Below are 20,064 nucleotides of genomic sequence, written 5' to 3' on the forward strand. Positions count from 1 at the left end.
GCCCACTCCTCATCGGTCAGGTCCGAGGGGTAACACGACGTCCGAGCCATCGCCACACCGTGCACGAAGCGGCACACGACATCACGCAGCCACACCGACCGAGATCAACTTCTCAAACACGCACTAACAGATGGGAGCGTGACCGCCGTTGCCACAGAGCCACCCGATGGCCTCCGATACCGAACCGACCGGGACCACCCGGAGCGGCGTGCCCCGGGCGGCGCGGGCCGCGTCGGCGGCCTGCGGAGCCGGAACGAAGAACACCTCGACGCCCGCCGCGGCGGCGGAGCGCACCTTTTCGATGATCCAGCCGACGCTCGTTACGCCTCCGTCGAGGGCGATCGCGCCCGTTCCGGCGACGCGCCGCCCACCCGTGAGGTCCCCCGAGGTGAGGTCGTCGACGCGGGCCAGGGTCAGCAGCAGGCCCGCGGACGGACCCTGCACACCGCCCACTGAGTAGGCGTGGGCCGAGACGCCAGGCCCGACGGGGACGTCGACGAGCTGGTCGGCGGTCATCCGCCGCACCACGGCGGTACCCCATTCATTGCCGAGGGTCTTCGGCGTGATCAGTACCCGTACGACACTGCCTGGGGCGGCGGCGCGCCGCAGATCCGCCGACGTGCGCAGGGGCGTCATGACGTCCTGCTGGCCTGCGGCCAGCAGGACGTCTCCGACACGCAGCCCGGCGGCACGGGAGGCCGCGGTGTCCTCCGTCACTTGCAGGCCGGCACCGCCGACCGGGGCCCGGCCTGCGGCGAGCTGGGCGGCGACCAGCACCGCGTAGGTCTGCGACCTGGCCATCGCGCCGGTCGCCGCGGCGTCCGCTGCTACCGCGCGGTCGGCGCGGTCGGCGCGGTCGGCGCGGTAAGTCCACTCGCCGGCCATCTCGGCGCGGGCCCACTGCGACCAGGTGGCGCGGCGGATCCGGACCGCGGTCACCGTCCAGGATCCGTGCACGGGCCGACCCACCTGGACCAGTGGGCCGCCGTCGACGCGCAGGTACGGCGAGTCGGTCGCGCCGAACGCGGCCAGCATCAGTGCGGAGACGAGCAGGGAGACCAGCAGCCGGTAGCGGAAACGACGCCTCTCCACCACTCACCACGTCCAATATTCGTTCTTTTCGCCTTTTGCAGCTATAACTTGGCTTGTGGCGACAAGATAGGCTATGCCCTAATCACGACGAAGATTGGATACGGGGACCTCATTCCGTCGCCCTCCAGTGAAACCCCAACTCGGTGACGAGGGTGCCCTTCCGCACCGAGGTCCCCGCCGAGCAGCGTGTCGTGGGTTCGCATCGTGTCGGCCACGATCATGTTTCTGCTGTCCTCGGACCGGCGCGCGTCCTGCACGTCGGCGAGCAGCAGATCCCGGTCGAGCACCGCGCCGTCGCCACCGGTCAGGTCCTCTACTCCGCGGGGCTGGAGGCCTTCCTGGGCGTGTTCGAGCACCGGATGGGTCAGATCGGTTCCCACCTCAGCTCGCATCCGCGGCCGATGAGTCGGACAGGACCTGGTCCATGACCTGGCGCAGATCCCTGCCCGCCTTCACGACGTGCACGTAGAGCCCGGTAAGCCGCCCGGCCAGCTCGGCGTTCAGCCCGCCCTCGCCAATGCCGCCGGAGAGCTGGTGCTCCTCGACCGCCACCACGGCGGTGCCGCGCTCGATCAGGACCTCGGTCACCTGCATCGGGTTCATCGCGTTGGCGACGAATGTCGCCCGGTCACCGGAATAATCGATGATCTCCAGCCGCTCCCTGCCGAAACCGCGGTTCAGCAAACGCTCCGCCGACTTCAGGCGGCTCGCGCCGCGGCCGATGCAGGCGCCCCTCGCGTCCACACCGGGGACTGTGGGCGCCACCGCGATCTTGGCCTTGGTGCCGGCGACGCGCGCGACGCCCTTGATGACGACACGGCCGGTGAGAATCTCGTCTACGAATGCCGCCAGGATCCGCTCGACCAGTTCGGGCACCGTGGTCGACAGGATGAGCCGCTCACCGCCCTCCGGCCCGCCATCGGCGACGTCCACGACGAGCGCGACGACGGTGTCGCCGGCGGCCAGCCGCGGCGGCGCGGCACCCTCCGGCAGGTTGTAGGCGTCGGCGCGGGGCAGCAGCGCGTCCCGGCCCCGTCCGCTGGCGACGTCGTACACGGTGCAGCGGAAGCCGTCCGGCCCGCTGGACTTGATGTGCGCGGTCACCGTCGTGCCTACAAGCGGGGACTCCAGACCGAGATCACTCAGGATCGTTCGCACCGTCTTGTTCCTCTCGTTTTCGCATGCGGGTCGGCGTCGCCCGCTCCGACCCTGTGCAAAGGGCGTGAGCCTCCTCGCCTCTAACGTCCGTGCTCGCACGGATCGGCAAGCCCTGGAGGGGACTTGGCTTGAAGTTTCACCAAGCGGCACATCGGCAAAGCACCGCAACGGCACCGGCATCGCAGCATCATCCCCATGTGCGATCAACGCCTGGTCAACAATGGTATGGCACACCACCTCGCCGAACCGCGCCGGTGTGCCGGAGCAGGCCACTGACCTGGCCGTCCACCGGTACGGCCGTGGAGCGGCCGGTGCGGGAAGGGCATCGTCGCGCATCTCCGGCTCGGCGGAAACCACGAAGATGCCAACGAACGCCCTCCCCATCCGACCGATCTCGGTCATCGTCGCATCGGAGTCTGTGCACCGAGCGAAAAGGGGACAGATGGACATCGTCCAATCTCGGCGACTTTGGGAAGCGCCCGGTCATCCTCGCCGCTGAGCGGATCGGACGCTCAGCCGAGTCACGCCGACATCGCCCGCCGAGCGGCGTGACCGAGGCGCAGGTGCACCGCGCCCTGGACGCACCCCGGCTGATGAGCCTCCACACTCCGGCGGCCACCCAGGACGGTGACGTGGTCCCATGGGAGGACCGGCTGGTCGACCCGTCACTGAGCCCGGAGGAGGAGGTGCTGCTCCGATCGCGTCTTCGAGCCGTCATCGTCCAGGGCTTGCCGACCCTCGACGCCCGCGAACGGTATGTGCTGACGCTCAGGTCCGGGTCGGACGGCGAACCGGAGCAGTCGCTCCGTGTCATCGGCGAGCAACTCGGGCTGTCCCGCGAGGGGGTACGGCAGATCCAGCAGAAGGCACTGGCCAAGCTCAGCGAACCCATCGCCAGCGGGGCCGCAGAAGCCATAAGAGCCGAAGGGCGGGCATGACGAACGACGGGCAGCAGCCGACCAGCCGGCCGAACCCTGGTCTGCGGGACCCGGGCTCATGGGTCATCATCGACGACCTCGAGGACACTCGCGCGGCCGACTCCGGTACACCGACGCGGCCAACGGCCCAGGGCACGCCATGCGTCCCGCCGATTGCCGCCGCGCCCGCACCGCCGACACCGCCACCACCGCCGACCGCGCCGACACCGCCACCACCGCGGCCCCTGAATGTGCCTGGCGGCTGGGACACCTTCGCCCGGGCAACCTCATGGAGCGGGGTCCCCGTTGCCCCGCCGGGAAGAGGTGCCGCGCCACCGCCTCCGACCGGGATACAGCGCCAGTTCGGCACGCCGGCAGCAGGCTCCGAGCCCGGCGCGGGGCACGAGGAGTACCGCACGGCGGATCCCGCACCGCTCGATACATACGGATCGTATGCCGCCGCCGTAGATCCGGTCGCCTCCGGCGCGGACGCAACGGACGTGTGGTTCCCCGGCGACGGCACCGAAGACGGCACCTACCAGGGCGCCCATCGGGACGACGCCTTCTGGGGTCCCGCGCCGACGCCCCGGGCGGCTGGGAGGCGGATGTCGTGGACCGGGTCCAGAGGGACACTGGTCACCGTCTTCGTCGCCTGCCTGGGCGTGCTGCTGGTGATCGCGTCGGCCGTCTGGCACCCGCAGGCCCCCTGACCTGTCTCCCGGACTCGGCCGCGGCCGAGTCGCGCCAGAGTCGCTCCATGGCCCGCCTGGCCTCGTCCGCGGACCCGAAGACGCGCGGTGCCGCGGCGAGCACCCGTCCGAGGTCGGGTGCCCCGCACACCAGGACACCTGACGAGGTGAAAGGCCGGTTGGTCATGCCGGGCACGCACACGACCGCCAGCACGTCCGAGCGGCCCAGCCGGCGCGCCAGCCACCGTGCCTGGTTCGCCGCCTGCCGTGTCGGGCTCCCATGCAGAACCCGCCTGCCCACCCGCATCGCGGCGCCGTCGACGGTCACCTCGCCGTGCCCGGTCTTCACCTCGATGGCCGCCGCGCCCTGCCCGCGGGTGAAGACCACCGCGTCGCAGTCGCCGTTCCGACCGCCCAGCACGATCCCGTACCCGGCCGCGATCGAGGCCGTCCGCCGGATCGCGGCCCGCACCTCCCGCTCGGACCGGGCACCGACGGCCGCCCGGCCGGCCGACCGCAGCGTCCGTGCCGACCGCCGCCACGCGAACACGCACCCGACAAGGGCCGCCGCCGCGAGCACCACCGCGAGCGCCCGCGGAACTGGAGAGCCGACCAGCGCGGCCAGCACGAGACCTCCGGCCGCCGCGGCTCCCAGCGCCACGGCCGCGGCGGCGAGAAGCGCCCCTCGGCAACGGCGCCGCCAAGCCTGCCCGGAGACGAACCCTCCGGCTTGTCCGACCTCATACATAGGTGGCCTCACACATTCTCGGGTCAGGCTCGCAAGCCGAGCCGCTTTCGGCGGGCCCGTTCGGCGTCGGCGCGGCGCGGTGTCGGCCGGCCCTTCGGCTCCCCCGGGTGCCGGGGCCCGCCGCCCGCTCTCCCGGCATGCCGGCGACGCGGCCGACGGAGCGTCCTCAGCCCCTCGGCGCCCAGCTCGCAGACGTCGCGGAGGACTCCCCGCAACCCTCGGTAAAGCCCCAGTGTTATTCCGGCGAGTCCGAAGTTCACCACCGCCGCCAGGCTCGCCACCTGTCCCCAGGCGGCCGCCTCGCGGAGACCGCAGCGCCCGGTGCCGCCCGGGGTCCCTGGGCATTGCCCGGGGACCATGATCACTGCCATGCCCGCCAGCGCGGCGATGGCGCACAGCGCGGCGGCCGCCGTGAACCGGCCGATCTTCGGTTTCCAGCGCCGGTGCAGCCGCACGTTGAGCCGGACGACCGCGGCGGCCGCCACGCCCGCGGCGAGGGCGGTGGTGACGTCCTCGACGGTGAAGCGCAGGGCGCCCGGGTACCGCAGGACGAGCAGGACGAGCGAGCACACCGAGAGCACGGCGCCCAGCGACAGGACGATCCCGGTCTCCACCGCCGCCGCCCGCGGATCGGCCATGATCCGCCGGGCCTTCCCTGTCCGCTCCGCCTTGTGCGATCGTCCGCCGGACGCACGCGTTCGCTCGACGGGCGTGCTCCTTCGCCGTTGCCCTGTCATGCGGGTCCGGGGAAACGCGGGGACGGGCGGGCGGGCACCGGTGCGGAGGGCAGATACGGATCCGGCGGCTCATAACGGTCGAGTTCCTGGGTGCGCATGGGCACGACCGCGTATTCGACCCTGGTGTCGGGCTTGTTGACCCTGAGATAGCCCTCGCCGGTCCCGAGGTCGCGAAGTTCCCTCGGTTCGACGATGTACTGCTCCTCCTCTATGCCCTGCACCTGCTGCGGAGTGCCGTCCTGGTCGAGCCGCTCGCTGTATTTGCTGTTGCGTCGTATGCCGAGGAACTCCGCGCATTTCTCCGCTGCCTCCGGGGAGGACTGGGCCATGGCGAACAGCCAGTTGATGTTCTGGATCAGCCTGGACCAGTCGTCACCGTCCTTGTCGATCCAGTCGGTCGGTCCCTGGGTGCACAGGATCATGCTGAACAGCGCGGACCGGACCCGCGACAGCATGTTCATGGCGATGCCCCGGTCGATGAAGTTCGCCTCGTCCACGACGATCAGCCGCGGCCGATCCTTGGGAGCACGGCCCTGAATGCGCTGCGCCGCGTACACCGACAGGCGCTGCAAGGCCGAGGAGGACAGGATTCTCGCCATGTCGGGCTGGCCGAGCGAGTTGAGCCCGATGTAGGTGAGTCCCTCCCGGCGGACGTCGATCATCTGCCGGTTTCCGCCGGGGACGAGGATACGCCGGCCCGCTCCGGAGTCGTACAGCGCGGTCAGCCTGGTGCCGAAGCCGGACGCGGACACGGCTTCGTCCCGCGACGGACGCAGCACATTGGCATAGCTTCGCCTGCAGTAACCCGTGCCGCGCACTCGGTCAATGGCGATGACCCGGTCCTTGACGGCGTCCTTCATCGCCTCGCCCTGCTCCATGATCTTGCCGATCTCGAGCATGCTGGGCGGTCCGAAGCCCGCCGGCGCGGCTCGTGCGGCCTCGTAGCACAACTGGACGACCTGTCGGAGCACCTTGCGGTTCAGCGCCTGCCAGTACGCGTCATCGAACTCCACCATCGTCATGATCGTGTCGAACGCCTCGTCCGCGGACATGCCCGCGAGGGCGTTGTACCAGAAGGCGGGCCGCTCGTCGCCAAGGGCCATCTCCTGCAGAGGAAGGTGATGGGTCTGCGCGTAGGCGCGCAGGAAGTCGCGAAGACCGCCCGGCTCGGTGTCCTCCTTCATGTCGAGGACGGTGACGTCGAACCCCATGTCGAGCGCCGCACCTATGATCCACATCAGGGTCACGGTCTTCCCGCTGCCGGTGGACCCGACTACGGCACCGTGCATGCCCAACTCCCGGGTGCTCAGCCATACGGGGCGGTCACCGGCGCCCAACCCGATCGGGAGGGCCTTGTCCTTGAGGGGGGTCGCCTTTGCCTTCGGTGACGAGTACGGCCCGCGCACCGCGGGAATGTCGGCCACGGTGATCCGGGTGGCGACGCGCCGCTTGAGCATCTCTCGCCGGCCGGGCCGCGGGGTGATCGGCTCGTCGACCAGTTCCTTGCGGCGGAACCAGGCGCCGTTGAAGACGTCGTAGAACTTCTTCTTCGTGCGCAGGACGGTGGCCAAGCCCGCGACGACCGAGCCTCTCCTCTCGCCGAAGACCGCTCCGACGCAGCCTGCCAGCACCGCGGACAGGCAAAGCAGGACCATGACCGGCACGCCCCCGGGCCTTCCGGGCCCCACATTGACGAAGCTGAGCAGCCAGCGGGCGTAGACGAGCGCGTTGTCCTCAGCGTAGATCGCGAACCCTGCCACCCCGGCGAGCGCGAGGATCGCCCAATCCCGCCGGGCCAGCAGGCGGCGCAGCCCATAGAAGAGCGCCACCCCGCAGATCGCGGGGACCAGTGCCACGACCAGGACCGCCAGCCCCAGCAGGATCACGGCCGTGATGAGCAGCCCGACGCTGTCGGGCGGCTCGTCGTACCGGTCCCGCCCCTGCGCATACATCACACTCGCTCCTCCCGCGAGTCGCTGAGGTCATGCCTTCCCAAGGACGGTGGTCCCGCCTTCCCGACCGGCTCCGCCAGGTTCAGCCGTTAGTGAACTAGGTGTTGGTGATTTCGGTCAGGCTTTCGAACACCTTCGCGATGAGACCGCTCATCGCCCCCACCGCCGCGATGGTGAGGTTCAGGTTGAACAGCAGTCCGCCGATCAGCAGCGCGAAAACCAGCGACTTGAACGCCTCGCCGGGACGCCCGCGGCCGATGCCGTTCACCATCCGGATGATCCCGATCACCACGATGATGATGGCGATGGCACCGCACGTTGCGATCAGCGCCTCGCCGGCCGGCGAATCGAGAAAGCCATTAGCGCCTTCTTTGCCATCAAGCGGTACGGCCAGCACACCGTGCAGTTCGACCACCGACATTTCACTTTCCTCCGTAACGCGGGCGCCGGTCATGATCCGATGGCATTCTGGTAGGGCTCCAGCTCTGCCGCGGACCCGGCCGGGCCCCAGGCGAGGATGGGCGGCTGTGCTCCGGTCGGCGCCCCCACCAGCAGGTCGAAGTCCGCGAAGGTGCTGAACGGCCGGCCGCGGCCATGCCTGCCGGAGACGGTGCCGCCGGGGGGCGTCCTGGCGAGCATGACCCGGGCCCGGACGATGAGCTGCTGGTCCGCCGCCTCGATCGCGGACATGATCTGCACGGCGCGCGGCGAGTCGGGGAGGGTGAACCCGCTGAGGCCCACGTACCGGTGGGAGCCGTTCTGGTCGCGCGTCACAGCGAGCAGGGCGGCGGAGTCACCGGTCGCGTACGCCCGCGCCCAGATCAGGATCTGCTTCTTCGCCGCCTCGCTGACCTCGGTGCTGAGACGGCCGTAGTTGGTGTAGTCGCCTCTCCCGGCCGCGTCGCCGACGCCGTCGCGCCAGACCGAGAAGGCGGGCGCTGCCGCGAGGCGCGGGCCCCGCGCGCTCAGCAGGACGGGCACGTCCAGCTGCAGGAGGTCCGAGGGAGGCGCCTGTGTCACCCCTGGGCTCTCGTCCCCGCCGGGGCTCGGCGACGCGGGCTCGGCGCCCGGCGGCGGGGCCGCAGACTCCGGTGTCGCGGACGGTTCCGGCGGTGTCTCGGGCGACGGCGTGGCCCGCGCCCGCCGCGCACCGCCACCGTCCGAACCCGGGGCGGGCGAACCGGTGGCCGGAGCCCGCGGGGATGCGGAGGCCGTGGCCGCGGGCGTCGCCAGTGCCACCAGGAAGTGGTGGAGCTCGAAGTCGGTGAAGCCGGCCTGCTCCGAACCGAAGTGCTGGGGGGTGAACCCGACCCAGCTCAGCGACTGGTAGTGCAGCGGGCTGACGGGATCCCCGCCGGACTGGCCCAGGGCCTCCTCGGGGTCGAAGGACTCGGCGTGGGGGACGTTCTGCTCCGTGCCGGCGAGGAAGTTCACGGCCGCGGTGTAAGCAAGGCTCCGGCCCTGGGGGTCGAGCGTCGACAGATCGGGCCTGGCGCCGCCCTTGGCCACCGCGATGATCAGGGCCACGACGCTCAGCCCCGACGCCAGGAACAGAGCGCCCAGCACCCTTCTGGCGCGCTTGCGGGCCGTCGGTTCGCTGGACCGCCGGGCGGGCACCATGGTGAAGCGGGTCGGTGACTCTTCCGGCATGTCCCCCTCACTTTCACGGCCGTGGCTTCGAGACTTCTACGGCCATGACTGTGCGACCGTCGAGTGAAAGCGCAACGACCGCTCCGCACCGTCTTGGCGCCGTCGTTCCCCCGTGTGCCGTCAGCGCGGCGGACGCGCCCGCCGGCCCTTCCGCCGGCCCTTCCGCCGAGCCTTCCGCCGGCCCTTCCGCCAGCGCAGCCGGGCGGTGCCGGGGATCTCCTGCATCGGGAAACCGCGGGGGTCCCAGCGGACGGCGTCCACCGTCACGCCGCCCGGCAGCATCCGGATGGTCCCTGCGGCGGTGCGGTGAAGCGGAGCGATTCCCACATAGAGGCGCAGTGGCCGCCCATCGACGACCAGCTTGCGCTTGCGTGTCCCGGTGAGCCGCAGCTCGATCCACTTGATGAGCGGCTCCCCCCGCAGGGGCGAGAAGTTGACGGCCATCCAGCCGACCGCGCCGCCCGCCGCCGGGCCGTAGATCAGCGCCTTCAGTCCCGCCCCGAAGATCAGGAAGGTCAGCAGGAATCCGACGATCACGCCCGCCAGCACCGCGGCGATCGTGGTCAGCCGGACCGCGCGGGGCAGTGTCACTTCCCTGTTGAGGCTGCCGATCACGGCGGGGGGCGGCTTCAGCAGGTTGGTCGCGGCGAGCATCGCGGGCCCTTGCACATCCGGGTCGTCGCTCATCTCCGAGACCGTACGCGGCCCCGCCCGAAGCGCCAGCGCCTTCCCGCAGGGCATCCTGGGTTGCTATCGGCGCCCGTGCGGCGACGGTATCCATCATGCCGAAGCTCACCGACTACGCCCGTAAGGGCTTCCAACGGCGGCGACCTCCCTGGAAGCGCGTCGAGCTCCCCGAATGGTGGGACGTCGCGGTGTGGGTGGCCGGGGGCGGGGTCGTCGCCGTGATCGTTCTCAGTGCGGTACTGAACGGCGGCGGGGCGTCCGGCACCGTCCCCGGCGACGCCGGCGCTCGCCCCTACCCCGTGCAGACCCTCGGGTCCCGCCTGACGGACGGCCCCGGGGCCGTGCCTTCCGGTGACCTGCCCGCCCCCCCTTCCAGCAGCACCGCCGCCGCAGCTCCCGCACCGGCCGGCCCGGTGGGGAAGCCGGTCAAGGACTTCACCGCCACGGCCGCCGTCCGGATTCCTGTGACCGGTGGCGGGACGACGGTGGTCCCGGTGGGCGCCCGCAACGTGGCACTGGCCGCCGCCATCGCCACCACGACCGGGGACTGGAGCGGCATCCCGTTCACCGGCCCGGGCAGGCCCACCGTTTCGGCGTCCCGGCACGGGCTGGGCGGGTCTGTGGCCCGGCTCACCGTCGCCGACCCCGCGGTCACGGGTAACAGCGCCTACCGGTTCAGCGCGACGATCGACGATGCCGGTGGCGCGGAGCCGTCCGCCGTGCCGATCACGGTGGAGCGCAACGAGTCCGGCTACGCGATCCGGTACGGCTAGCAGGCCGCCTGGGTGCGCCTTGCATCCGGCGAGGACCGGCGGACGGTCGCTTCCGATCGGTCGCACGACCGGAAGAAAGACCGAGAACCGAGCGAGGTACCCGTGGACGAGCTGGATAGGAGCGGCCGGCGGCAGTTCTTCGCCGACGACCCCGCGGCTGGAATAGCGGAGGTGCTGCCCGGCACCGAGGCCGACCCTCGTGTCCAGGCCGCGGTCCAGGCACCGCAGAGCGCCGCGGACATCGTCGCGCAGCACTCCTCCGCCACCGTTCACCACGTGGGTCCCGGCCAGACCGACGCCACGTTCGGGTCAGGGCCGCTCACTGGGTCCGCCAAATGGCCGGGCGGGGCGAATCCGCTCACCGGGCAATCGCCCCTGGAGGTCACCGAGACACCCTCGACCGACGACGACGCCGGGGGAACCGGCCCCACCGACGAGACGGGCGTACACGCGCCGCAGACACCATCGCGGCGGAACAACCGTCCAGCCCTCGGGAGACAGGAACGGCAGGCTGGCCAGGATCCGTCGTCCCCGCCAGGTGACGCCAAGAGCAAGGCCGGGGAATTCGGGCTGCGCAAGGTGGGCCAGGGAGCCAACATGGCTCTCCGCACGTACAGCGATCGGTACGCCCCGGGTCTCTACGACGGGGTCAACAATTCCAAGGTCGGTGACAGCGGCCTCAGCAAGCTCGAAGGGTCGCGTCTCGGCCGATTGCTGCCGGGGGCGTTCTGGGACGGCTTCCGCGATGGGCGGAGCAACGGCGGAACCGGTCGGCAGAGGAACGGCGGGAACGGCAAGAGGAACTCGGTCGGCCACAGCGGCAAATCGGCTTCCAGCCGCACAAAGGTCAAGTTGCTGATGGCCGTCGCCCTGCCGGTGCTGATCCCCGCGGTGTGCATCCTGATGTTTCTCGCACTGCTCTTGGGGGTCAGCGTCTCCAGCGACGGCCAGCACACACAACCGACCGAGGACTCCGACGCCCTGGTCGCCAAGTACCTCCCCGACGGATGGCAGAGGCTGCTCAAGAACGCCGCGCATGACGCGGGGGCGGCCGGGAGGGCCGACTACGCCGCTGTCCCATGGACGGTCCTGGCCGGCATCACGGCGGCCCAGACCGACTTCGCGCGCTACAGCCCCTACGACAACATCGACCGGGACCCTGGGCGCACGTCGGCGGCGATCCCCCTCGGCGGCGAGGGCGGGGGAAACGATGCGGTGGTCGTCGGGGCCACCGGCGGCGCGGGACCGGGCCCGATCACCGGTGTGACGGGCGCCGGTTCAGCGGCCTCGATGGGTTTCGGGCATCCCGGCCCACCGTCCGGTGACCTCAGCCACCAGTTCGGGTGGTTCTTGTACGCGCTGCGGATGCACGAGTCGGGCGGCGACTACACCGTGGGCAACGCGCAGGGCGCGTGCGGTGCCTACCAGTACATCAACAGCACGTGGAACAACTATATGGGTTACCCGACCGCGTGTGAGGCGCCGGCGAGCGTGCAGGACCGCCGCGCCGTCCATGACGTCAAAGACAAGTGGAATACCTACCATAAATGGCAGCAGGTCGCTGCGGCGCACTTCTACCCGGCCTGGGCGAGGTCACCGGAGAAGTGGGATCGGTGCCCCGCCGCCTGCCACGTCAACCCGACGGTCTGGGCCTACGTCGATGACGTTATGAAGCGTATGAATGAGGCCGCCAGGACGCACCCGCAGGGGTCGGGTGGTGCCGGGCAGGGGCCGGGTGCCGCCGCGCAGCCGGCCTTGTTCCGTTCGGGCGCACCAGGGACGTACGCCGACGGCTGCCCGGTCGCCGGCCCCACGCCGGCGATCGGCGGCAAGGGCGCGCAGGGCTCCGGCCCCTACCTGCTCAACCCGGCGGCCGCAGGGCAGATGCGGATGACAGGCCTGGACCCGCAGAGCCCGTGCGACTCCTCGCTCTTCGTCGCCCGGCAGCTCGGCAAGGCGGCGCAGAAGGTCCATGACGAGCCGGACGCCCCGGAGTGGCGACCCGACGGAACGGCCAAGGACCAGGAGAACGCCCGCAAGTACTGGAGCGAGGTCATTGAGACGTCCGGAATTTTCGTAGACCGTACCGCTGACCCCGACGCTCCCTGCGCGGTGCCGCCACCGGACGACCCGGAGAAACCGTGGTCGGTCAGCTTCAAGATCATTTCGATCTGGAACTGCCAAGCGACCCGCAGCCCTGAGTTGTACCTGGTCACCGGCGGCGAGTACGACAGCAAGGACGACAGGATGCGGTACACGGTCGAGACGGATCGAGCCGCGGCCACCCACGCCCTGGTCAACGAGGCGTTGTCCGTCAGCTATGGCGCCGGCAAGTGGAAGACCGGCAAGTGCGACAACGCGAAGGACGGCCGCCAGGGTGTCTTCCCGATGACCGAGCGGGAGGCGCGGACCGCAGGAGTCGAGGACCGGTGCGACGTCGATGAGAACATCACGGGCGCGGCCAGGCTCGTGCTGTCGGCCGAGAAGGTCAAGCCGGAGCGGCGGCCGCACGACCGCGGGCCGTTCCAGCCGATGGTGGGCGGATGGCAGAAGCTCGGCATCGCCATGGGCACCGACCTGGGCTTGTTCTCGATCGTCGGACCCGGTCAGAGATTCTCTCCCGATGACACTTGCACCAAGGTGATGACCGAGTTCGTCACCTTGATCGCCCCGCACGCGACCGACTTCGCGGAATTGAAGGACCTCCCCAAGAGGGACGCGCTCGACGAGTGGGCATCGAAGCTGAAGAAGGCGGAGAAGGCCAACGGCATCGCCGACCCCACTGCCGCCCCCTCCTGTGTGGTCGGATCGTGGGCCCCCGGGTACAACGCCGCACTCGCGCAGATCGCCGCCGGGCGCGCCGGCAGCGGCGCCTATACCGACAACATCGCGGGCCTGGGCAACTACTACCAGGCCCGCGAGATCGCCATTGAGGCGACCAAGCCCGTGGCCGGCCGGGACACCCTCGTCGTCCCGCGGCTGGCACTGCGTCCGCTGGAGGAGGTGGGCGCGCCGATCGCGTCCGACGCCACCGAGGCATGGTCGCGGCTCGGCACCGCTGATGGCGTGACCATCCCGCTCTCGCAGGTCGCGGCCGAGTACGCCTGGTACTTCGGCGGTGTCATCTCCCCCTTCGACAGCGCCGGCGAACTGATCGGCTCGCTCTCGGACAGCTCGGCCGCCATGGCCTCCGTGGCCTCCGTGCAGGTGGAGGTCGGCCCGGACGGGTGCCCCAGGAACGCCCCGCACAACACCCTGCGGGACGGTGCCGCGGCGATCGGCATCCGCAAGCTGTGCATCGACTCGGTGGCGCGGGCCCGCACCCCGGAGGCGGCCAAGGCCATCAAATGGGCGCTGAGCAGGCTCGGCTTGGGTTATAGCTGGGCTCTCCGAAACGAACTCAACTACGCCGACTGCTCCAGTTTCGTCTCTCGCGCCTATCGCGACAGCGGCGCGATTCCGAACCTCTATCCCCAGGGAGACAATGCTCCGAACACCCACGACTTGCGGGAAGTCCCCTGGACGATCAAGATCAGTCGGAGGCAGGCGCGGCCAGGTGACCTGGTGGAGCCGATCCCCGGGCACGTCGCGATGCAACTGGTCGGCGACTACGTGGTACATACCAACCGCACGGGTGACGTCTCCAAGGTCGAGCGCCGCGCCTACCCCACCGCGTACTGGACGGGCTGGGTCGACCGGAGCAATGCCTGAAGCCCAGAGCCCGGATATTCCATTCTCAGTTGCGGTAGCGGCGCGAAATTGAGAGAATTATAAGGCGTATCCAAAGGAGAGCCGAACCCGGCTCCATGCGCCCCCCTCGACTCGAGGTGGCGCCGCAGGCCGGGTTCAGATCCGGTCTTGTGGCGCCTGTACAGCGGGAAGGATTACCGTGAACAGGCAGAACAAGCTGGTGATTATCGTTGTCGCCCTACTGGGCGTCGGCCTCCTGGTCGCACTGCTCCCCAGGTGGCTCAGTCAAAACCGGTCCGCGGCTGCGGCGTCCTACGCCTTCGAGGCCGCCGGGAACGGCCATTACGTCATGCTCGACTGGAAGGTCGGGGGAGAGACGGTCGAAGGAAAGCGAGAGATCGTCGGTTGCTATACGGAGGTCTGGACCTCCGACGCCGGCAACCCCGCCTTGAGGATCGAACGATTCCGTGGCAGCCAGGACGGCACCGTGGTCGTCCTGGAGAACCCGCTGCACGACAACACGATATCCGGGTCGTTCGAAGGCGGCGACGTCCTCAGGCTGAGTCGCAAGTTCGCGCCGGTCCAGGTCGACGAATGGAGCCGCACTACGGTGGAGCAGTTCTGGGGCAAGGTTCCCAATGCCGGATCAAAGGTCAGATGTGAGTGACGTGATGCCGCGCTCTCACACCGGACGCTCGAGTGGCCGCCGCGCGCCGCCGTTCCACCCATTCGGCCCCCACCCATTCGGGTGGGGGCCGCTTATCGGCCTGAGCTCAGCGGTCAGCTCCGCACGACCGTCCCGCCGTTTCCGCGGTGCCGTCAGGCGGCGGGGGTGCCGGTGGCCGGCTGGGCCTGGCGCACCTCGGCCTGCGACGGGGTTGCGGCCAGTGCGGGAAGGCCGGTGGTCGCCGCGCGCAACCGGGACAGAACCTCGGCTCCAGCATCGGACAGCATGATGTCGTAGGCGATATCTCGCACGGCGTCCGCGCCCAGCGCCGAGTGCACCATCGCGGCGGTGGTCTCGGTGAGCACCCGCCGGAAAGCATCGAAGGTCACTACCCCGGATATCGCCGGATTCCACTCCATCTGGTCGCTCTCACTGAGGTGGATGCGCAGCCCGCCGCTCACCGGGTCGACATGGTCCAGGTCGATCTCGGCAGCGACGAAGCCCCGGGCTGCGGGGGTCTCGTCCTCGGTGAACAGCAGCACCGGCACCTCGAACAGCACCCGCTCCTCGAGAGTGCGCTCCCGGACGGGAGCCCCCGTCTGGCGGGCCGGCACCCCGACCCGCTGCAATCCCGAGAGCATCCGGAAGGTCGCCAGGCCGAGCAGATTGTTCAGCGCGAGCGCGGCCGCCCGGGTGATCGTCTCTGTCTCCCCCGGCTTGCGGGTCAGATAGCCGCTGAAGCCGTAGGCCAGCACCCGGTCACGGACCGGGGAGCGCATGAACAGGCGGAGGCGGACGCCCGTGACCGGCAGTTCGAACTCGGTCAGAAGCTCTGCATCCGACGCCGCTGTGCGGGTGTACGAGCCGTCCCCCCGTGCCAGCCTACCGACCAGCGCCAGATCCGCCTGGGCACCCTCCCTGGTGAGGGAGAGGACGTAGAACTCGCCGTTGAGGTCGACGATCAGGTCGTCACCGAGGACCACCGACAGGGCGCGCGCCGACTCGGTCAGGTCGTGCAATGTCTTGCGGGGCATCCGCGCCCGCAGCAGGTTCTGCGTGACCGTCCTGCCGCCGACGACGGCCTCAATGTGCTCGACCTCCTTCTCGACCTGCTTGGCGGTGTAGCTGCGCAGGCTGAAGGCGACCACCTGGTCGTCGGTCCGCACGGCGCACGTCGCCTTCAAGGACTTCTTGGCGCTGAGCTTGTACGGCTGTTCGAGTCTGGCGTACTTGGTCGCCTCCACGAACAGGGGAACGTCATCGTCGAAGAGGCGTCGGACATAGAACTCTTCCTTGCTCCGCGTCGTGGTAGGCACTGTGCACCCCTTCTGTATCCTGCGGCCGCGCCCGCGGAACACCCGCCGAAGCCGCCGTCCGCCACTACTGTTTCGAGGAAGACCGGATCGGCAAGTTGCGGAGAAACGATTGCGCATGGCAGGTGAGCGTGCACGATCGTCCTTGTGACGATGAGGCGCAGCAAAGGAGAGCCGTGAACGAACTGACTGACTATGTGCTCGCCATCCGAATGCCCGGTTCGCCGCCCGCCCCGGCGGGCATCAAGACTGCGGACGTGACGCCCGCCACGGGCACCGATGACATTTCCGCGGCGGTCATCGGCGGGCTACGCTCCAGCGGGCTCACCTCGGCCGACTTCCGCGCCAAAGTGATCTTCATGGCGCCCGACGACGCGCGCTGCCTGATCCACTACGCCGCCCTGTGCGGGTTCGCCGGCCGCCGCGTCGACGCCTACGCCGGGGGGACCGTGCTGGAGTTCTCACGTCTGGCCCCCGACGGGAGCGCGTTCACCGATGCCGGACGCCCCGAGGGGCACCTGATGTGGGCGCAGGCAGGCGGGCCGGGTGTTCCGGCCGCACCCGGAATGCCCACCGTCCGGCTGGCTCCGGACACCCCGCGCATCGCCGCACCCGAGGCCGTGAGTGTGATCCGCTATGCCGCCCGGCTGCGAATGGTCGCGCCGCCAACGGCTCGCGATGCCCTGGCGATGTTCCTGCTCATCGCGGCGATCCGGCGGCGCGCCGATGACCGCTTCCCCTACCTGTCCACCGGCACTGAACCCGCCCCCGACACCAAGGACGACCCGACCCAGGGCATCGACCTGGAGAAGATCCGCCGCGCCGCCGCCGAGTACCGCCAGCAGCTGCGCGCCGCACGCAGAGGCGCCGAGATCGTGCCGCCGGTCCCGGTGTCGGCGCACGATCTGCGGGTCGCCGAGGCCAACAATGCCTCTATCACCACCGTGCTGGCCCGGCTGGGTTCCACGGCCGACTCCACCACCGGACGCTGGTCCTGCCCCCGGCCGGACCGCCACAGCAACGGCGACCAGAACCCATCGGTGAAGGTCTTCTCCGACGAGCGCGCCCGCTGCCAGCGTTGCGACACCGAGAAGATCGGTCCGGTCCGGCTCATCGTCGACGTTCTCGGCCTCACTCCCGATGAGGCCGCCGATTTCATCCTGGATTCCGACCGAACGGTCGACACCCGGCGCCGCTGAGGACACCCGGCCCCGCCCCGGTGACGCGTGACCGCCGCTGTCGGCGGGGGCGCCGCGGCCCCCTGAGGCGGAAGGCCCCATGCCCTGGTCGTCGACCGGTCATCGGGGCCAGTTCCCCGTATCCGGCTGCGCGAAGATCCGCCGCTGCGGCCCGTCCCGAACGCCGGACGGTCCGCGATGGGTTCACACGAACGGGGAAAATTCATGATCAACCTGAGAGCGGCGTTCCAGCGGATCACCGGGACCGGTCGTGCGGGCCGTACCGATAGCGATACCGCGACCTTGTGGACGACCCCGTACGCGTGGCGGACCAGCGACGGTATCTACGTCGGCCATAACGGCGAGGTGTGGATGTACCGCACCATCCCGTTGTCGCCCATGAAATGGGAGGATCCGGAGCAGCAGCTCACGCTGGCTTCGCCGCTCGCGCGCCTGCTCGGCGACCTCGGCGGCACGTCCCGTCAGCCGATGGGCGGGCTGGCGACCCTGTCCAACAACCGCATCGTGCACCTGATCTCGATCACGTGGGACGACCTCGTGATCCCGCCGCGGGACAACAGTGAACAGCTGCGCGCCTACCAGGCCGCCGCCCTCGGATTCCTCGCGCCGAAGCGGGTGCTGTTCGTCGGCGTGCTGCTGCGCTCGTCACTGCGCGGCAGGGCGGACGGCCGCAAGGGCCCGGGCGAATCGATGTTCAAAGCGGTGAGCGAGCTGGTCAAGGAGTCGCTGATCGACGACGTTCCGGACCTGGCGAACTACGCCAGGGATGCCGAGCACATTTCCGCGATCTTCGACCGGGTCGGTGCGGAGGTGCCGGCGCGGCGGGAGCTCGATCAGCTGGAGTCCTGGTACAACCTCGGGCGCGGCCCCGACGCGGTGATCGAGGAGCTGCCCACGCGGCTGGCGGTGACCGGTGTCGGCGAGATCGAAATGGCCGCCGTGATGTCCTTCGATCATCCGGTCATGCCCTCCCCGTACGCGCAGTGGGCACTGGACGCCATCAGCCATTCCAGCGACGCGCCGCACATCATCTCCGTCCGCGCCGAGCTCGAGCCGCCGAACCTTACGCGGGCGCGGGCACGCCGCGCACAGCGCCGGATCATGTCCAACGTGGAGGAGGAGCGCAAGACGCAGGACCTGGAGAAGGTGGAGCTGTCGGAGACGTTCCAGCAGGCCAAGGAGGTCGAGGACTACCTCGCCGGTTCCAGTCAGCCGATGCTCGCCAACTGCAGCCTGATCATGGCCCGCGAGATCAGCGACGCCACCGAGACCTACATGGAGTTCCTGGAGCAGAACTACGGGATCCGGATGAAGGCGCTGGAGCACCGGCAGATCCAGGCGCTGGAGGAGACCCTGCCCTGCTCCTCGGTCCGGGTGAACCCGTTCCTCCAGGACGTCAACGTGCCGATGGTCTCGCACGCGGGGCTTCAGTCGTTCTCCGATCTCGGTGACGACACGGGCGTCTTCGGGGGGCTCATCGACCCCGACGGCACCCCCTTCTTCGTTGACCCGCTCGGCGCCCCCCGCAAGAACCTGCCCCCTGTCTTCGGGATCTTCGGCGACCCGGGCAGCGGGAAGACCTTCTTCGCCCAGTCCATAGCCACCCAGTCGGCGCTGAACGGGTTGCCGGTGATCTTCGTGAACCCCAAGGGCGGCGACTCGCTGTACGGGATGGTGGACTATGTGCAGGGTCACGGCGTCTCCAGCGGCCGGGTGTCGATGTCGGCGCTGGAGGACAGCCCAGGCGCGTTCGACCCGTTCCGGTACGCGCCGCCGACCATCGCCGCCGAGATCGCGAACGTGCACATCCTGTCCGCGCTCGACGACAGCCGCGACGGGCTGTCGCTGCCGGAGCGGCTCGCGCTCGGCTCCGGCCTGAAACGCGGCGCGCTGAACGGCGCACGCTGCGTGTGGGACGCCCTGGAGTACATCCCCGGCGAACACGCGGAGCGGTTGCGCGGCTTGGTGGAGCAGCAGATGGAGGCCTCCAGCATGTTCTCCCTCGGCATAGCGCTCAAACCGCTGCAACGCCTGGACGTGAACCAGCGGCTCACCTTGGTCGACTTCGACCGCGACCTCGGCCTGCCGGACGGCAAGACACCGAGCGAGTACTCGGTGTCGGAGCGGATCGCGCTGGCCGCGGTGCGGCTGGTCATCCGGGCGTCACTGGAAATCCTCATCGCCAACCGGTCCGGCGTGCTGATCGTGGACGAGGCGTGGACGTTCCTGTCCCAGGCCGAGGGCCTGGCGTCGCTGCAGCGCATCTCCCGCGAGGGCCGCTCGCTCAACATCCTGCCGGTGTTCCTCACCCAGCGGATCGCGGACGTGGTCACCAAGAACCTGGAGTCCTACCTCAGCCGCGTCCTCGTGCTGAAGCTCAACGAGAAGATCGAGGCGGAGACCGCGCTGACCCTCTGCGGGCTGCAGCCCACCACACAGCGGCTCGCGCAGATCCGCGAGTTCGGACCACTTCCGCCGGAGGACGGCAGGCCGGCCCGCTGGGCACGCGGCATCTTCCGCGATCTGGCCGGCCGGCATGCGCAGGTCCTGCTCGGTCCCACACCCCCCGACGCCGCCGAGGCCTACAGCACTCACCCCGAGGACCGCCGCAGGCGGGAGGAGCGGCGGACAGTGCGGGAGCGGGCCGAGCGTGAGGAGTACGAGGCGGCGGTGGCTGCGGGCGCCGCGGCTGAGGCCGCGCCGGCGACCGTGGCCGTGCCCCGCGAAGGGACTGACGCATGGTTCGCCGACTGATGCCGCCTTTCGTGCGGACCCGGGGCGTGTCCACGCGG

At 70.0% G+C, this 20,064-nt stretch carries 16 protein-coding genes; 6 read left to right on the forward strand and 10 right to left on the reverse strand.

Annotated elements, in window-relative coordinates; all coding sequences use genetic code 11:
* Window positions 1–123 precede the first annotated feature (123 nt).
* From ABFX46_RS40050 to ABFX46_RS40060, 3 genes are all read right to left on the reverse strand, one after another.
* A complete protein-coding gene (locus ABFX46_RS40050; RefSeq protein WP_346049289.1) occupies window positions 124–1,092 on the reverse strand; it encodes a S16 family serine protease in 969 nt (322 codons plus the stop codon).
* A 71-nt stretch (window positions 1,093–1,163) separates the two neighbouring features.
* Window positions 1,164–1,472, reverse strand: a complete 309-nt coding sequence (locus tag ABFX46_RS40055) for a hypothetical protein (protein ID WP_346049291.1) — start codon at window positions 1,470–1,472, stop codon at window positions 1,164–1,166.
* 1 nt (window position 1,473) lies between these two features.
* A complete protein-coding gene (locus tag ABFX46_RS40060) occupies window positions 1,474–2,250 on the reverse strand; it encodes a hypothetical protein (protein WP_346049293.1) in 777 nt (258 codons plus the stop codon).
* 548 nt (window positions 2,251–2,798) lie between these two features.
* Here ABFX46_RS40060 and ABFX46_RS40065 point away from each other — a divergent pair.
* Window positions 2,799–3,188, forward strand: a complete 390-nt coding sequence (locus ABFX46_RS40065) for a sigma-70 family RNA polymerase sigma factor (protein WP_346049295.1) — start codon at window positions 2,799–2,801, stop codon at window positions 3,186–3,188.
* Window positions 3,189–3,803: 615 nt separating this feature from the next.
* Here ABFX46_RS40065 and ABFX46_RS40070 read toward each other — a convergent pair.
* From ABFX46_RS40070 to ABFX46_RS40095, 6 genes are all read right to left on the reverse strand, one after another.
* The gene (locus ABFX46_RS40070; RefSeq protein ID WP_346049297.1) at window positions 3,804–4,517 is read right to left on the reverse strand and encodes an NERD domain-containing protein; all 714 of its coding nucleotides are present in this window, start codon (window positions 4,515–4,517) and stop codon (window positions 3,804–3,806) included.
* A gap of 110 nt (window positions 4,518–4,627) precedes the next feature.
* Complete coding sequence (locus tag ABFX46_RS40075) at window positions 4,628–5,242, reverse strand: hypothetical protein (protein WP_346049299.1); 615 nt, start codon at window positions 5,240–5,242, stop codon at window positions 4,628–4,630.
* Window positions 5,243–5,337: 95 nt separating this feature from the next.
* Window positions 5,338–7,293, reverse strand: a complete 1,956-nt coding sequence (locus ABFX46_RS40080) for a type IV secretory system conjugative DNA transfer family protein (RefSeq protein WP_346049369.1) — start codon at window positions 7,291–7,293, stop codon at window positions 5,338–5,340.
* 97 nt (window positions 7,294–7,390) lie between these two features.
* Window positions 7,391–7,747 (reverse strand): hypothetical protein, encoded by a 357-nt coding sequence (locus ABFX46_RS40085; protein ID WP_346049301.1) that lies wholly within the window; start codon window positions 7,745–7,747, stop codon window positions 7,391–7,393.
* Complete coding sequence (locus ABFX46_RS40090; protein WP_346049303.1) at window positions 7,744–8,943, reverse strand: hypothetical protein; 1,200 nt, start codon at window positions 8,941–8,943, stop codon at window positions 7,744–7,746. Before ABFX46_RS40090 ends, ABFX46_RS40085 begins: the two co-directional genes overlap by 4 nt.
* Before the next feature lie 120 nt (window positions 8,944–9,063).
* Window positions 9,064–9,630 (reverse strand): hypothetical protein, encoded by a 567-nt coding sequence (locus ABFX46_RS40095; RefSeq protein ID WP_346049305.1) that lies wholly within the window; start codon window positions 9,628–9,630, stop codon window positions 9,064–9,066.
* Between the two features lie 95 nt (window positions 9,631–9,725).
* On the opposite strand from ABFX46_RS40095, the gene ABFX46_RS40100 reads away from it, so the two are divergent.
* From ABFX46_RS40100 to ABFX46_RS40110, 3 genes are all read left to right on the forward strand, one after another.
* Entirely contained in the window at window positions 9,726–10,403 is a 678-nt protein-coding gene (locus tag ABFX46_RS40100) for a hypothetical protein (RefSeq protein WP_346049307.1), read from the forward strand.
* Between the two features lie 102 nt (window positions 10,404–10,505).
* The gene (locus ABFX46_RS40105; RefSeq protein ID WP_346049309.1) at window positions 10,506–14,114 is read left to right on the forward strand and encodes a hypothetical protein; all 3,609 of its coding nucleotides are present in this window, start codon (window positions 10,506–10,508) and stop codon (window positions 14,112–14,114) included.
* A gap of 178 nt (window positions 14,115–14,292) precedes the next feature.
* Entirely contained in the window at window positions 14,293–14,760 is a 468-nt protein-coding gene (locus ABFX46_RS40110) for a hypothetical protein (RefSeq protein WP_346049311.1), read from the forward strand.
* Window positions 14,761–14,912: 152 nt separating this feature from the next.
* Here ABFX46_RS40110 and ABFX46_RS40115 read toward each other — a convergent pair whose 3' ends face one another.
* Window positions 14,913–16,076, reverse strand: coding sequence for a hypothetical protein (locus ABFX46_RS40115; RefSeq protein WP_346049313.1), 1,164 nt, complete (start codon window positions 16,074–16,076; stop codon window positions 14,913–14,915).
* Window positions 16,077–16,198: 122 nt separating this feature from the next.
* Between ABFX46_RS40115 and ABFX46_RS40120 the strand changes: the two genes are divergently transcribed.
* Window positions 16,199–17,272 carry a hypothetical protein gene (locus ABFX46_RS40120; protein ID WP_346049315.1) on the forward strand — a complete coding sequence of 358 codons (1,074 nt, stop codon included), beginning with the start codon at window positions 16,199–16,201 and terminating at the stop codon, window positions 17,270–17,272.
* 204 nt (window positions 17,273–17,476) lie between these two features.
* A complete protein-coding gene (locus ABFX46_RS40125; protein WP_346049317.1) occupies window positions 17,477–20,026 on the forward strand; it encodes an ATP-binding protein in 2,550 nt (849 codons plus the stop codon).
* Window positions 20,027–20,064 lie beyond the last annotated feature (38 nt).

The sequence above is a fragment of the Actinomadura chokoriensis genome, from assembly GCF_039529475.1.
Classification (GTDB): Bacteria; Actinomycetota; Actinomycetes; order Streptosporangiales; family Streptosporangiaceae; genus Spirillospora; species Spirillospora bangladeshensis.